Origin of the sequence: Winslowiella sp. 2C04, assembly GCF_050037805.1 — a bacterium.
GTDB lineage: Bacteria > Pseudomonadota > Gammaproteobacteria > Enterobacterales > Enterobacteriaceae > Erwinia > Erwinia toletana_A.
In genome coordinates, this window is the sequence record NZ_CP188300.1 from 2,182,081 (window position 1) to 2,197,268 (window position 15,188).

General features: G+C 41.8%; 12 protein-coding genes. All 12 read right to left on the reverse strand.

Translation table 11 applies throughout. From position 1 onward, the window contains the following. Nucleotides 1–98: 98 nt before the first annotated feature. On the reverse strand, nucleotides 99–1,304 hold the full coding sequence (locus ACP3TC_RS09690) for an MFS transporter (RefSeq protein WP_426818094.1): 1,206 nt from the start codon (nucleotides 1,302–1,304) through the stop codon (nucleotides 99–101). A gap of 213 nt (nucleotides 1,305–1,517) precedes the next feature. Further along, nucleotides 1,518–1,754, reverse strand: coding sequence for an acyl carrier protein (locus tag ACP3TC_RS09695; protein WP_313852133.1), 237 nt, complete (start codon nucleotides 1,752–1,754; stop codon nucleotides 1,518–1,520). Nucleotides 1,755–1,795: 41 nt separating this feature from the next. Then, a complete protein-coding gene (locus ACP3TC_RS09700; RefSeq protein ID WP_426818095.1) occupies nucleotides 1,796–6,328 on the reverse strand; it encodes an amino acid adenylation domain-containing protein in 4,533 nt (1,510 codons plus the stop codon). Between the two features lie 121 nt (nucleotides 6,329–6,449). After that, nucleotides 6,450–7,796: a condensation domain-containing protein gene (locus ACP3TC_RS09705; protein ID WP_426818096.1), complete on the reverse strand. Its 1,347-nt coding sequence runs from the start codon at nucleotides 7,794–7,796 to the stop codon at nucleotides 6,450–6,452. A 98-nt stretch (nucleotides 7,797–7,894) separates the two neighbouring features. Beyond that, nucleotides 7,895–8,833: an N-acetyl-gamma-glutamyl-phosphate reductase gene (gene argC / locus ACP3TC_RS09710; RefSeq protein ID WP_426818097.1), complete on the reverse strand. Its 939-nt coding sequence runs from the start codon at nucleotides 8,831–8,833 to the stop codon at nucleotides 7,895–7,897. A 48-nt stretch (nucleotides 8,834–8,881) separates the two neighbouring features. Continuing rightward, nucleotides 8,882–9,727, reverse strand: a complete 846-nt coding sequence (locus tag ACP3TC_RS09715) for a ThiF family adenylyltransferase (protein WP_313852129.1) — start codon at nucleotides 9,725–9,727, stop codon at nucleotides 8,882–8,884. 16 nt (nucleotides 9,728–9,743) lie between these two features. Then, nucleotides 9,744–10,205 carry a GNAT family N-acetyltransferase gene (locus tag ACP3TC_RS09720; protein ID WP_313852127.1) on the reverse strand — a complete coding sequence of 154 codons (462 nt, stop codon included), beginning with the start codon at nucleotides 10,203–10,205 and terminating at the stop codon, nucleotides 9,744–9,746. A 19-nt stretch (nucleotides 10,206–10,224) separates the two neighbouring features. After that, nucleotides 10,225–10,950 (reverse strand): 2OG-Fe dioxygenase family protein, encoded by a 726-nt coding sequence (locus ACP3TC_RS09725; protein ID WP_426818098.1) that lies wholly within the window; start codon nucleotides 10,948–10,950, stop codon nucleotides 10,225–10,227. Nucleotide 10,951: 1 nt separating this feature from the next. Then, nucleotides 10,952–11,875, reverse strand: coding sequence for an iron-containing redox enzyme family protein (locus tag ACP3TC_RS09730; protein ID WP_426818099.1), 924 nt, complete (start codon nucleotides 11,873–11,875; stop codon nucleotides 10,952–10,954). Nucleotides 11,876–11,879: 4 nt separating this feature from the next. Then, nucleotides 11,880–12,467, reverse strand: coding sequence for a pyridoxamine 5'-phosphate oxidase family protein (locus ACP3TC_RS09735; protein ID WP_426818100.1), 588 nt, complete (start codon nucleotides 12,465–12,467; stop codon nucleotides 11,880–11,882). After that, a complete protein-coding gene (locus ACP3TC_RS09740; protein WP_426818101.1) occupies nucleotides 12,457–13,389 on the reverse strand; it encodes a fatty acid desaturase family protein in 933 nt (310 codons plus the stop codon). The genes ACP3TC_RS09735 and ACP3TC_RS09740 overlap by 11 nt, the downstream gene beginning before the upstream one ends. Nucleotides 13,390–14,505: 1,116 nt before the next feature. Continuing rightward, on the reverse strand, nucleotides 14,506–15,093 hold the full coding sequence (locus ACP3TC_RS09745; protein WP_426818102.1) for a flavin reductase family protein: 588 nt from the start codon (nucleotides 15,091–15,093) through the stop codon (nucleotides 14,506–14,508). Between the last annotated feature and the right edge of the window lie 95 nt (nucleotides 15,094–15,188).

Below are 15,188 nucleotides of genomic sequence, written 5' to 3' on the forward strand. Positions count from 1 at the left end.
CTTTCGCCAGCACGCCCCTTGCCACTAAAAGTGGGTACGCTGCAATCGCTAAAACAGATGGCAGCGCGATTATTTTGACCGTACCTGGATGAAAGTTGTCAGGCAGACTTCATCTCTGCAGGCATTTTTTTTACGTTATTGAAGACTACGATTCCAATCAATATGCATAGTGCCACAAAAGTCAGTAGCCACCTTGCTGATGCAACGCCAAGAAAGTGCTCTGAGATAACAAAACCCATCATAACGGGGCCTGCTGCCTGACACAGAGAATACACAGTGGTGATTTTAGCCGCCAAATCCTCTTCTGATTGCCCCTCGGCGATTGAATCAATAAACTCTGAACGAAGGCCAATACGCACTAAATTGAGAAATAGCCCCAAAAAGAAACAGGATGCGACGTTAACTGATTTAATTTCAATGTTGCAAAAAACCGTATCACTGATCACTAGAAGTAACGCAGCCAGAGCATAATTCCATTTTTTTGTCGCTAACAGGGCGGATAAAAAAGCACCAAAGCACGCTGCTCCGCTCGCGATACCAAACTGTTCACTGCCCCAGTGGTTTAAACTCTGATAGATAACAGGCGTAAGCAGGTTGAATGATGAAATATGAAGGCCGATGAGGCCGATTAAACAAATCAGCAGCTTCTGGGAAGTGAACAGAGAAGGGAGGCTGATAATATTGACTGAGTTGGCAGATTCAGGATTTGGCGTTTTTGGTGGGGAAGCGATATCTTTAAGAAAAATAAATCCTACAATGCTTATTAAAATATCATACAGACTAATATACAGCACGATGTTGTGGAAACTGTATTTGTCTAATAACATCCCACTTATCAATGCTCCAACAAAAGCGCCTGTCTGAATGACGGTCTGCAATAATCGGGAGCCATTTAGTGACGATACTACACCGGACCTGACCAGTTTAATATTTCCGGCTTCAAAGGTGCTCAATGTTGATAAGGTTAAAATTCCATAAAGGATAATAATTATCGAGGTCTCAGTGTATTTATCTGAGAAGTTTGAAATGGCAACGAAAGCAATCAGTAAATAGGAGCACAGGCGAAGGATAAATAATTTTTTAAAGTTTAGATGTAAAAGATTGATGCCGTTGAAAAAACGCCGGATGATAAAGGGTATGAGTACACTTACTGAAAGAACAACGCCTAAGAAGTAGGGCGCTTTAGTCACTTTATAAGTGTTCCAGATCAGACCAACCAGTAAAACCATATCACTAAAATAAAGTAGCGCTAACATCCCGTAAAACTTCACTAAGTCTCTTAATTTATAATCAATTATACCCATGAGTTGTACTCGTATCCCTTGAACAATGGCGCAAAAATTATAAAGTAAAATTAATCTTAAAGGAAATTTGGCTGACCTGAATAATCATGTCTAATCCTCCATGAAATGGAATATAGACAGTGAAACTCACCATTTATATAAATTAAAACAGCGAATTTCACTGGGTTGGTGATTTGTAAATTCAAAATAATCTGGTGTGATTTTTTTGAAAACTTACGCTTTGCTTAAGCTTTCTGTCAGGCCTGCCACCGTTCGGCTGCGCAGAACCCTGACCATATTCACGGGTTTGCCAAGTTGTCTTTGACATTCATTAGCAATTTTGAGCGCATCGAGTGACTGACCGCCAATGCCGATAAGATCATCATCCAGGGCGATGTTCTCATTGTTTAATACCTGTTTCCAGATAGATAAAATGATAGCCTGAAGAGTATTAGTGTCTGCTGCTTTCATAACTTTCCTGTTTAAAATTACGCTGATTTTTATCGACCCGATTAGTCGGACAATACGTGTTGGTCAGTTTCCCATAAGGGATTAATTGATATGTCTGACAGGCATGAAATGAAATCACTCATCAGAGCATTAGCTTGCTGAAAACTAATGTACCCAGCGCTGCTTTCTATCCTGAACAGGTTCTCATCTCTGTTGTTGCCGCCAGCCACATAGACATTAAGTGGATAGTGGAAGCGGTCATGCCAGTATTCACTGATAAGTTCCATGCCAGAATGAGTGCCAAAATCAAATTTGTTATGAAAATTCACAAAATTGAATGTCACACAGGGCTTGATATAACTGTCATGAAAAGCTATCGGGTAAACACCAAACTGTTCGCAAGCCAGTAGATCATCATGCACTCTTTTGAGTGACGCCATAGTGTGCAAATTTTTAAAACGTACAGGAAGCATGTTCCAGTACAGGCCCAGAGAACGCAATGGATCGCTTAAATTATCTTTCCGACCATTGCTGACAACGCCAATAACTTTATCGTAATTGCATTCTGTGTTTAACAAAGCTGAGTTGAGTGCATAAAGAATCAAGGATTTCAATGTGACATTATTTTTACGCGCTATTTTTTCCAGTCGTGCCATAAGTGTACTGTCAACGAAACGGTCAATTCTGGGATTCGCCAAACCATCATATGATGCATAAGTATTGCTTTTAGCATCTTGAGTTGTTTTTCTGAACGGTAACCAGTAGTGTTTATGTGCTCTGTCTGCTGCATTGTTTTTCTCAAGCGCTAAATATTCCAGAAATACATTAGGACGGATATCGGGCTGGCTGTCTTCTCCTTTTCTGATGGCGCGATAAAGGTCAAATAATTCTGTCAGTAATACCTGGTTTCCCCACCCATCAGCGATACCATGATGGCTGGACAGTAATAACTCAAAGCGGTTAACTGAAATCTGAAACCAGTTACATCTGAAGAGTGCCTTCCTCGACACGTTGTAAGTGAAGGGCATCTCAAGGTCTTGTTCCCTGATAGCCGAGATTTTATTATCAATATCAGAGCCATTAAGCTTGGTTAAATCATGAAACTTAAAGTCGACAGGAATGTCATCAGCAAACATTTGACTCCAGCCATTAACATCATCATGCAAAGCGACAGTCCTTAATACAGGATGAGATTCCATTATCATCTTAATCGCTTTCAACATCGCCTGGGGCTGTGGGTTTTCATCAGTCATGCGATATGACTGCTGTACATGATAAGCGCCGGAACAACGGGCAGAAACCTTATTATAGTTTTCAAACATTACCTGCTGCATACCCGACATCGGGTATATACCGTCTGGTGGTGCTGATTTATTTCCTTCAACATTCTCATGTTCGGTGACGGCATTCTTATTTGAGGGCGAGTCAACATCCTCACTTTCTCCGAACATCGCGAGTTCTGCAATAGTCTGATGATTGAGTAAATCAATCACGTTAAGTGTTATATTATTTTTACGGCATTGCTGGGAAAACATCACCGCAAGCAGGGAATCGCCACCCAGGGCAAAAAAGTTATCATGAATGCTAACCTGCGTTCGCCCGAGAATGTTGCACCAGATACTGTGCAGTTTAGTCTCCAATAAGCTATTGGCTTTAACCGGCATCAAATCTGTCTGGCTGGTGCAGAGGGAGTTTTCCGGCAATGCCTGAGTATTCACTTTACCGTTTGTTGTCAGAGGAATACTGTCGATTATGATGATTTCTTGTGGAATCATATATGAAGGCAAAGACGCGGCTAACTGCGATTTGATCAGTAGAGGATTGCACCGCATTTTCGACGCAATACTCACCCATGCTTTAAGTTTATCCTTTCCATGCGCGTCGCGGTGAGCCAATACGACAGCTTCTGACACGTCAGGGAGTTTTATCAGAGCGCTTTCAATCTCACCCAGTTCTATGCGATGCCCGCGGATTTTAACCTGCTTATCAGCCCGGCCATAGTATTCCAGCTCGCCATCAAACCGACGTTTAGCTAAATCACCGGTTTTATAATATCTTTTCTTTCTGCCTTTAAGACTAATGTTAATGAATCGTTCACTGTTCAGACTGTCACGATTAAGATACCCAATCGCCAGACCGGCACCTGATATGTACATTTCGCCAACCATCCCTGTTGGTACTGGCCTGCCCAAAGAGTCAAGTATAGCGATATCGAGGTCAGGTATGGCCTCACCAATATAGCTGGCGCTATTATTTATAATATCATCCAAGGAAATTTTTCTGTGTGTTACATGAACGGTTGTTTCAGTTATTCCATACATATTAACGAGGTCAGGTTTGCTATCACCATACTTGGATACCCAGCCGCTGAGGGTGGCAAAATTTAATGCTTCACCACCAAATATTACATATCTTAAATTCTTTAACCGATCATTCTCATCAAAGTTTGTCATTTCAACCAGGCTTAGCTGGTTAAAAGCCGATGGAGTCTGATTTAACACGGTGACTTTTCTCTCCTTGAGTAATTTGCGAAAATCTTCCGGGCTGCGTGAAATATCATAAGGAACGACAACTAACTTGCCGCCATGCAGTAATGCACCAAAAATTTCCCAGACTGAAAAATCAAATGAATAAGAGTGAAATAGTGTCCAGACATCATGTTGATCGAATGAGAACCATTGGTGTGTATTATCAAATAAGCGCATCACATTGGTATGAGAAATTAATACTCCCTTAGGATTGCCCGTGGAGCCTGAGGTATAAATACAGTAGGCAAGTGATGAACCATCGTTGATCACTTCACCCAATGTCCTGATTTTCTTCTCATTGGTACAGCCTGAAACATCAACTAACCGAACATTTTTTCCGGCTAACAATGGCGCGGTGTCATTATCGGTAACAACTATCCTGCAATCAGTGTCCTGCAAAATATAATCGATGCGGGAAAGGGGATAAGTGGGATCCAGTGGTAAGTAGCCACATCCTGTTTTTAGAATTGCGATAATCCCGATGATCAGATATTCATTTCGCTTTAACGACAAGCCAATAAGTTCACCGGGTTTGGCTCCCTGCTTCAAAAGCTCTCTGCTGAGACTGTTAGCTTTGTCGTTTAACTGAGCATAGGTGAGAGATGCTTGTTCACATTCAACTGCAATCCGCTCAGGATAATTTGCTACGATTGTCTCAAACCAGCAGTTTAGAGAGTGGTAGCTGGATTTCCCGGCAGAGGAGGTTTTTTTTGCAGGTTGCGGCTCAGCATCTGCCAGGACAGGGGCATTCAGTGGCTGATGGACATCGTTAGCAAAACTGGTCAGAAGCTGAAGATAGTGACGCCATAAAACCTCAATCTCCTTTCTCTCAAACAGCTGATCTGAGAATTCAATGATGCCTTGCGTGCCGTTGCTGTCAGTGTCAATCATAACGCTTAAGTCGAGCTTGACGTTAGACGCCGGCATTGAGTACTGGCAAGTGCTCACCCCAGTCAAATTGAGGCCATATCCACGACGATCCTGTTGTGCAAAAAGGACCTGCCAGAGGGGATTACAGGATGCGCTACGAGGAACATTTAATTCATTGATAACGGTTTCAAGTTGAACATTGTCATGGGCATATCCCGACAGCAGAGTATCGTAATTTCTGCTGAGTAATGTTGAGAAGCGCTCATCCGGATTAAATTCAGCTTTCAGAACCAGCGTATTGGTAAACAGGCCACCGATCATTTCACTTCCCGGCATGGCACGATTAGCCGATGGATATCCAATACAAAACAAAGTTTGATTTGAATAACGCTGCAGCAACAGGGAAAAAACAGTCAGATAAAAACACCAATCTGTAACATGATGCTGAACGGAAGAATGTTTCACGGACTGACAAATTTTTTCGGGTATCGGTAAAGTCATCGAGGATCCAGCGGAGTTAAAATTGCCTCCTCTTTTTCTGTTCATCGGTAGCTCAAGAATCGGTGAGGCATCACTGAGATACTTGCACCAGTACTCATGACTATTTTGACGAGCGAGCTTTTGTTGTGCATCCTGCTGCCAGGATAAGTAATTAAAATAACTTGCAGCAGGTTTATCATTGCTGGATTCTGTATCGTCTAAATATTTGCTATAGTTGGCGTTTAAATCATTATAAAAAAGCTGTGCCGACCAGCCATCAATCGCGATATGATGAAAACAGAGAGCAACGATACTGTGCTGGTGTGCATATCGTGCAATAATCATTCTTACTGGAATTTCTTTATACAGGTCGAAAGGCGTGTTGGATTTTTCACAGACGAACTTTTGGGCTTCATTATAAGAAGGAAAACCCTCTGCCTGAGTAATATACTCTGCACGCTCTACAACATCTGGTGCAGGGGACTGCCAGGTACCGTCATCCTTTTCTTGAAAGATAACGGAAAGGGCGGGGGTATTGTTAAGGGTGAGCTTTAAAGCGGAAATCAAAGCCGCAAAATTAATTTCGCCTGAACATTTAAATCCTTCTGAAATATTATAGGCTGTCTGATTAGGCTGCTGAATAGTCTGAGCCCATATTTTTTTCTGTTCTAATGATAATCCGTAAACATCGTCAGATAAGTTAAAATCTTTGCTCACAGGTGAACTCCATTACAATAGCAGAAAGCACGACAATCTGATTATGATTGCATTGCCATTATATAATTCAAGACATGTCAGTGTTTAAATCTGTTTAATAGCTTAAATATAAGTCTTGAATTTACGCTATGATAGCGGCCGACTCAGTGCCTTCAGCCTCATTACTTGTCTCAAGATTATTGTTCAAAACTGACTGCAGGAAATGCGAAAAATCTTGCCATAAGGTCGAAATGCTTTCATCAGAGAAGTTTTTGGATGAAAACTCAATAAATACCACAGGTTGAATTGAGTGAAGATCCAGCATTATCAACAGATCCGTTTTGGTATAACCGGTATGAACAGGTAATTGTTCAATGCTGGCAGATTTAAGGTCAAGCCCATTGTTTACCCGGCCAATTTGCCCAAAAACAATTTTGAACAAGCCAAAGGGGTTTATATCGTTATTCAAACCCGCTTCCTTGACGATATCTGCCATGCAGCATAAGTCGTGTTCGCTATTATCAAGGAGAGCCTCATAGGCTTTTGCTGCCATCTCCTTTAACGAGCTTTCCGCTCCGAATGTAAATCTTACGGGCAGTAAGCGTGTAAACAACCCCAGAATTTCATCTGATTCAGGCATGTTTCTGTTGGAACTCGGATATGACAGGCAGAAATCGTTCTGCTGTGTGCAATGCTGTAAGAAAGCAGCGAACAGTGTCATATAAATAGCGTAGGGTGTGACTGCATAATTTTTAGCTAAAGCACAGGCCTGGCTGTGAATAGTTCCAGCGAGGTTTTTTATTGCAACGCCGCCTGAAAAAGGGGAGGCGTCTGAAGGATCTTTATATTTTGACAGATCTAAATGACTATCCACGCCCTGCAGATACGTTAACCAATATGACATATTCGATTTGGCTTTTTCCTGATGCTGTTTTTGCCACAGTGAAAAACTCATATAACTGATGGCATTGTCAGCAACGACGGTCTCTTTATCATTATATAATGAATTATAATATGAACTCAGCTCTTCGAAGAAAAGTGATGCAGACCAGCAATCGCAAACAATCTGATGAACAGTAATGTTAACCAGAAAGGTGTCGTTGGCCATCGGGACAATATCGGCTCGGATGGGTGAAGCCAGGTTTAGTCGGAAGGGCACGACACTACGCATTTTAATAATGTCATGCGCTTCTTTAAAGTTTTCTGCTTTCTCAAATAAATAGACAAAGTCAGAAATTTTATCTTCAGTTTCTGACGGCCCATATTGCATGGCATGCTCAGTATTTCCACCGAAACGTGAGGATAATCCACCGTGACGAGCAACGACCAGCCTCAACGCTTGCACAAAATAATCACATTCGAATCCTGATTTAATATGAAACAGATAATTTGCATTAAACAATGGAATGCCTGGGTTATCAATATGCAATTGCCAAATATTCTTTTGTTCATAGGTCAGGGGAGATGTAATTTCATGATGTTTATTCATGGCGAGACTAACCCTCTCAGTTATGTAATGAGTGCTGGTTTTCAGATTAATTTAATCAATATCCTCTCCAGAAGCTGGAGAGGAAGTTAGCATGTTATTTACAGCAATGTATTTTCTAACATGATATTCAGATTCTGGATAGCAGCGCGAGACGCACCTTTACCCAGGTTGTCGAACACCGTAGCTAACAGAATTTGTCCGGAATCTTCATTAGCAAAGACGTAAATATCGAGATTATTTGTTCCATTTAAATATTCAGGATCCAATTGTGTAATCGTTGCTGCCTGTTCAACGGGAACGACATTAATGTATTCTGAATCAGAATAATAAACAGACAGACAATCATGTATCTGTTTGGCGCTGACTCCAGGCTTCAGAAGTCTCAAATGCAGTGGAACATACAGAACGATCCCTTGACGGTATTTTCCATAGGAAGGCGTAAACAACGGTGGAAATGAAAGCAGTGCCTGTTTCTGCATCTCAGGAACATGTTTATGCTTAAGACTTAAACCATATCCACGAAAAGGAGCATTAGTTGCCTGAGGATGCTGGGGATCTTCATAGGCATCAATCAACGAGCGTCCGGAACCGGAATAACCCGATATGGCATGTACATTGACAGGGTAATCACGCGGAACGATGCCTGCCTCAGTCAGAGGACGCAGCAAAGTAATCGCCCCTGTAGGATAGCAGCCAGGGTTAGTCACTCTGTTGGCTTCAGCAATCAACTGTACTTGACCCGGAGTCAGTTCAGGCAGACCGTATACCCAGCCGGTGGTGGAACGATGAGCCGAGCTCGCATCCAGGATACGTACCCGTGGGTTTTCAACAAATGATACTGCTTCGCGTGCTGCATCATCAGGCAGGCACAGAATCGCAATGTCACATTCGTTTAGCGCCTGGCTACGTTTCTGTGGGTCTTTTCGATCCGAACGCGCCAGCTCAATTAACTCAATATCATCACGGTCATTGAGTTGAGAATGTATCTGCAACCCTGTCGTTCCCGCTTCACCGTCTATAAAAATGCGTGATTTCATAATGTAAGTGCCAATGTAATGGTGAGATTCAGTTCCGCACGTCGCTTCCTATCCGGCTGCCTGAAGCTTCATGACGGATTTAAGCCCGTTAACGCCCTCATTTACATACGTTTGTTCAAATCGTCCAGCCATGTAGTCGATCTGATGCACATAAGGGACCGGTTTAAAAAACATATCACGATCAAGCAGTTTCGCTAATGTAAAAGTTGACGTTAGAGTTGTTGCCAGCAGGCACGAAGAACTTAGTGAAGCGACTTTTCGGCTTTCAAAATCCAGTCGGGGTGAATCCAGGTAACTACTGTGTAAGCGCAAAGGATCCAGACCGATGCCAAAATTGATCAGTTTCTGTGTTTCATTCATTTCGGCAGACAGAGCGAAATACTCTTCAAAGGACATCGATTGTGGGTCGAAGAAATGCAAGGTTCCGCCAAACCCGATGGGGCATGAGATCACTGCCGGAATGCCCAGTTCCCTGGCACGGCGATACATGACAATGCGTGGTTCAATCACAAAGTAGTCAAGCGCATCGCACAGTACATCCACACCTTCGAGAAAATCGTCTACATTGTCAGGATTCACCTCTTCAAACTGAGAAATCCTCAATGCCGGATTAATGGACAGCAGACGTTCCCTGAGTACATCTGCTTTTTTTTGTCCTACAGTATGAATACTTGAACCAAACTGTCGGTTGAAATTCTCCGGGCCAAAGGTGTCAAAGTCGGCGATGTGCACGCCACCCACTCCCATTCTTACCAGGGTTTCAGCATGTGTATAGCCAACCCCCCCACAGCCAGGAACGGCGATAGTTTTATCTGCCAGTAAGGCGAGTTCTTCTTCGTTCACAATTCCCAACATACGACTGTAAATGACATCTCTGGAATAGTTATGTTCCATGATAGATTCCTTATAATTAATGCTGTAATACGTAATGAAAACCAACAATATTAAATTTATGCTTTGACCAGTACTTCTGTGCCTGTGAGTTGCCAGTAAAGGTATCAAGGCATATATGACCGCACTGATTCTGTTCGGCTACCTCTTTTATCTTTTGCATCAGAAGTGCACCGACACCTGATTGCCGGAAAGCGTCATCAACCACAAAGTGATCCACGTATAAATACTTTCCGCAATAAAGTCGTGTGTTTAACCAATAGCCAGATATACCGACAAGACTATCTTTATAAAATACGCCCAAACAGGACCAGTTAAGATGTTTTATCTCGTCAAGTCGGGACTTAATCGTCTCAATTGGTAAATTCTGATAAAGCTGTACTAATAATGGGACGATAATAAATATTTCATTTTCATCGATTGTTCTTGAAGTCAGTTCTCTTGTGGTCAAATCTGGTTGTATCGCAACCTGAATAGTCACAATTCACATCCTTTATATATCAGTAAAACTCGATAACCAGTACGTCTCTGTAGCCTTCTTTAAATCCTTCATTAACCGTAATCGCACTGGTATCATGAATCACAGTGTCATCGCGGAAAATTAAAACATCAGATGGATTTTGCAGTGTTCCGGTGAACACTTCTTGTTGATATAAGATATCAGTCAGTGTGGTTGATCCACCCGAAACATTTAAACGGTTTGCCATAAACAAACAGCTAAATTTGACACCGTCACGATGTTTACCTTCGGGCACTGGCTGTCCAGAAAAGTCTTTTGTCGCAATGATCCTGTTAAAGTAAGCATTGATTTTCCAGGTCTGAATATCTTCCAGCTCACCATAAGCCTTAGCCAGTCTCAGAAGAATTTCTCTTACGACCTGATTATTTACAATTGTATCGGTTAAAGGGGCAAAGTGTCGTTCAATGCCACCATTCAGTGGATTAAAGTACAGCGGCTGTGTATAGGGCGTTTGTGGCTGCTGTTCCAGCCGGTTTCCATCAGCAAACCATTTGAAGCGGCCAAAGCGACGCTGTCGATATAATCCGCCATCCATCATGTATTGGTCTAATTCCAGGTCTTCAAAAAATGCCTGAAATGCTTTCCAGTCTGGATGCGTGAGGAAATCAATGCCGAAAACTTGAGATGCGCTACCCAAAATAAAACGTTGACTTTCCAGGTTGTAAATTTTTGCTGTTGACGGTTTTTCCAGTGTGGTACTACTCATTTTAATACTCCTTTTCTTTTTGTAAGGTGATTTTATCCATTTCCGCTTCAACACTATTGTAATAATCCACTGCGACGTTATATCGGACAAGGCAACCGATACATAACTCCGGAATGATATCCGGGTTATCTTTAGCAAGAGTCATTAACACTCTTTCTATAAGTTGCTTTCCATGATTTGCATCGACCTGAATATGCATGTCATGGTAATAGATGACATCCTCAGGTATTCCTAACCGGCGCATTGCTTGTACTGTTTTTGCGAATCGATAGGGTGCGGTATGCTCGAGAATAGCCAGCGTACCGAGCAATCGTGGGTGATATTTTCTGCGCAAGGCATACATCAACAACAGGTTGCCATTTTTTAATGCTGCGCTGGGTACCTGAATTTTTTCTGAGGATAATCCGGCAATCCCACGCAGCTTTTCTGCTGAGGCGGTAAACAAAACCGTGTGCATCTCTTCCAGGCTGCCCATCCCCATCTCATCCCAATAATTTTCGGCGAGAGCCAGTTTCATATCGCCGGTCATACCAAGTTGAGCAAGAGAAATCACATCGTCAAATCGTCCATCTACCTCATTTTCCATCGCAATATAAAATGTCAGCTCTTCAAGTGTTGAATGCTCAGCCAGCCGTGTGAAAAAAGGGGCCACGATTTTTCTGTGCGCCATATGCAATTTGTTGTACCAGCTTAGAAAATCTTCCGCATTGGTGGGGTAATCCTGCATTGCCAATCTGGATGCTTCATATGCATTCCATCTGTCCTCGATTTCTTCGATGAAGAAATACTCACTTAAATCTGGACTCTCCCTGAAATCTGCAGGCTGTCCGATTTCTCGCAGATAGAATGAATTTAATGTTTTTTGTTCTTCAAGCGTTGTATCGGAAACGTCAATCCCTTTTACAAGTTGTTTTTTGGAATTCATATCCTCACTCCTTTTTTGGCACAAAATCTTTGAGATCATCTTTACTTTTCCAGTCGGGTTCCGGGGGGGTATAACCATAATCTGGGTTATATGCCGAGCTTTGCTTCACTTCCAGTAGCGGAACATATCTGGGGCAGTTAGGGAAAATATCCCTGACTTTAACAATAACGGCTAATTTTGCGCCCGGTAAATTTATTAAGATATCCGGTTCTTCACTTACAGAAGCCTGACCGTTAATTCTTAATTTTCTTCGCCCACCTTCATACTCAAGAAATAACATTCCTATATTAGGATTAGAGGCTATGTTACCTAAGCTTCTGTACATTCCGTTTCCATCATAATCAGGAAAGATTAAGGTGGAAGAATTTACTATTTTTACAAAACCTGGATTTCCCCCTTTCACAGAACAATCCGGGTAGCCATCCGGAGATGACGTGGCTAAAAAGAACATGGGTGACTTTCGTATTATCTCTCGATCTGATTCGAGAAACTCGTTATGTCTTCTGGTTTTTTCCAGCTGGTCAGCTAATCCTCTGCTGTTAAATCTGTCCTGAAAGTAACGAGCTTCTTGCAGATAGAACTCATTTTTCATTACTTTCTTTCCTTAACATTTTTTTCAGAACCCCCATATAGAAGGCTCGATAGGTTGGACTGTAATGTTCATACTTACCGCTAATTTTTGCATGTAAATCGTGCAGGCGGTCGATCGGCAGGCCGGGCATCATGTGATGCTCAACATGAAAGTTATTCCCATTAGTAAACCATGTCATAAATGCATTGCTTTTAATGGTTCGTGTATTTGAGTATTGATGTGTACTTTCGGTATTACATTGATAATGTTCTGGCATTTCGATAAGTGCGTGTATAGGTGATGCAATAACAACAAAAGGTATCAGCCAAAATGTCGCGATGATCTCCCATCCGTAAAGATATGACAGTGTAGCCAGCACAGTCATAAAAGAAATCATCACCAGATAGTCTCTGCGAATCTGTTTAGAAACTTTTGGCGTGGTGTCCTCATAATCCTGAAAGGTAAGGGCGATGAAAGCCTTTTTAATAAATGCATAGTACTGGGGGATCATAAAAAGACGTGAAACTAAAGCCCAGATCGTCATGAAACTAAGCGTGCCATATTGGTCACCGTAATCAAAGTATTCTTTGTTTTGTGGCGTTCCTAAAAACTTATGATGATTCAGATGACTATACTTATAATCAGCATACGAGACCAGCATGGGAAGACCCAGCAAGATACCAATAATTTCGTTTCCTTTTCTGTTTTTTATTCCCTGGGCGTGCAAGACCTGGTGCTGTAATTCAACCCCATGCGCGAAGATGGCACCCATTAAAAACACGCCTACAGACTTAATCCATAATGAATCATTCATGGCGAAAAAGATTGCTATGCCAATAACTGAGATATAGATAAAGAATTTCAACATAAACGTGACGTCGCTGGATCTGCTGGGCAGGTTAGTGAGACTGATTTTCTCGACGGTAAAATCTGCATTACTCAAGGTTATCTCCTTATTTTTCCGAATGACTTAAAATGTTTGGTGAATAAAACGGGTAAAATGCCTGCGAGTTTCAGACGATGTTTTGCCATTTGTACTTTTTTGAGCTGTCGCTGCACTGTTTAATTACATAATTTAATAGGGCTTTTCACCTCTCATGGGGCTCGGTGTCCCTTAATTTTTTATCAGACTAATACGCTGTCTATTTACTGTTGAGCATGTACTTCTTCTGACGCAAAGATCTCCTTGTTTGTTGCCTTTCAAGAGCAATTTTCTTCTGGGCGACGATTTTCCTCATTGGTTTCATAGTGAAAAATGATCATTTATGCACTTGCCGTGGTTAATAATTCACTTTTTCGTTGATTTAAATCTTAAACAAATTAGTGTTACCAACAAAAGTCTGCTTTATAGTATTGATTATAAACAATAAAATAATACAGCATGGGTTTAAATGTTATGATGTGATTGATTTGCAGGATAAAAAAACAAACATTCATTAAATCTTATGGAATGGTTTTGCTTACTGTTCGGGGGGTTATGTTGCTAAACGATATTTCTATAGATTATTAATCCAGAGAATCGCATCTTAAAAAGAATATTTTAGTTCAGGGTATCAATGGGCAGTATAATCGATCGATTTCAGATCAATCATCAACTTATCAGATGATAATGGTTATCAATACTATCCTGAGGTTTTTTTAGTGCTATAGCGCTAAAATTTAACTTAAATCACTTATTTTATTTTGACTTCCTTATCTTTTTACATGTTCTGATTAGTCAATTTCCAACTTCTCTGCGAAAACACAAATTTTCCACCCCTCATTTCATAAGTAATTTTCTGAGTAGTTCAGATTTTGGCAATAAAACTTATGTCATTCGGCAACCTCTCACGGCTTGATGACTTACAGAATCCATAAAATTGAAGATGTTTTTCAGATTCAGCCATCGTGCTGATCTCACCAGCCGTAGCGGATGGTTGTCTGATGGTGCTTACTGCAATTAAGTATTATTCAGAATCAGAGGGTGTCGCTTACGCCGTTAAGGCGTAGCGAGAAGAGGAGGGGCAGTTAATAAAACGCCTGAAGACAGGCGTAAATACCGGTCTGTTGCCTGTAGATATCAGGGCATTTCTTCTCCGCCGATATCCATTGCTTCCCCTGTTGCGTAAAAATGTCCGCCTGCAATGTAGTGCAGGCTTCGCCAGGCAGGATCGGCATGTTCGAATTTCCAGTGTCCTTCACTAAAAATCCGTGTATCGGCCCATGCGCCGGTTATTTCAGCAATAAACAGATCATGGCTCTGCTGATTATGTAATTCAGGGATCACCTTGCAGGCCAGCCAGCCTGAGCAGCCTTCAATAAAAGGTAAATCGTTGCCTGGTATGCTAAAAACCCTGGCGTCGGCATGTGCCATTTTGTCCGGATCATCATGCAGGCTATGTGTTCCGGCATAGTGGGTAAGCTTAAGCTGAGCAACCGTTGGCACCTGAATAACAAACTGCCCAGTTTTTTCGATTAGTTCGCGTGTTTTCGCCATCTTATCCAGCACAGCGGTTAACTTCGGTGGTGAATAATCCAGTGCGCATACCCATGACGCTGACATGACGTTATCAACGCCCGCATGTCGCGCTGAGACCAGCGTTGTCGGTCCATGATTGATCAGACGAAATGCTTTAGAAAGCTCAACGGGAGCAATAAATTTATTCATGCCTTTTCTACTCCAGTGATATGAGTATTGTCCAGTTATCAGACAGGTGTGTCTTTAGAGAGTGACAGATTCAGGGCTTTGCGTGCAGTGCGCGC

Coding starts and splice junctions, on each gene's coding strand:
- ACP3TC_RS09690 (WP_426818094.1), bottom strand. CDS start 1,304: ATGGGTATAATTGATTATAAATTAAGAGACTTAGTGAAGTTTTACGGG.
- ACP3TC_RS09695 (WP_313852133.1), bottom strand. CDS start 1,754: ATGAAAGCAGCAGACACTAATACTCTTCAGGCTATCATTTTATCTATC.
- ACP3TC_RS09705 (WP_426818096.1), bottom strand. CDS start 7,796: ATGAATAAACATCATGAAATTACATCTCCCCTGACCTATGAACAAAAG.
- argC (WP_426818097.1), bottom strand. CDS start 8,833: ATGAAATCACGCATTTTTATAGACGGTGAAGCGGGAACGACAGGGTTG.
- ACP3TC_RS09715 (WP_313852129.1), bottom strand. CDS start 9,727: ATGGAACATAACTATTCCAGAGATGTCATTTACAGTCGTATGTTGGGA.
- ACP3TC_RS09725 (WP_426818098.1), bottom strand. CDS start 10,950: ATGAGTAGTACCACACTGGAAAAACCGTCAACAGCAAAAATTTACAAC.
- ACP3TC_RS09730 (WP_426818099.1), bottom strand. CDS start 11,875: ATGAATTCCAAAAAACAACTTGTAAAAGGGATTGACGTTTCCGATACA.
- ACP3TC_RS09735 (WP_426818100.1), bottom strand. CDS start 12,467: ATGAAAAATGAGTTCTATCTGCAAGAAGCTCGTTACTTTCAGGACAGA.
- ACP3TC_RS09745 (WP_426818102.1), bottom strand. CDS start 15,093: ATGAATAAATTTATTGCTCCCGTTGAGCTTTCTAAAGCATTTCGTCTG.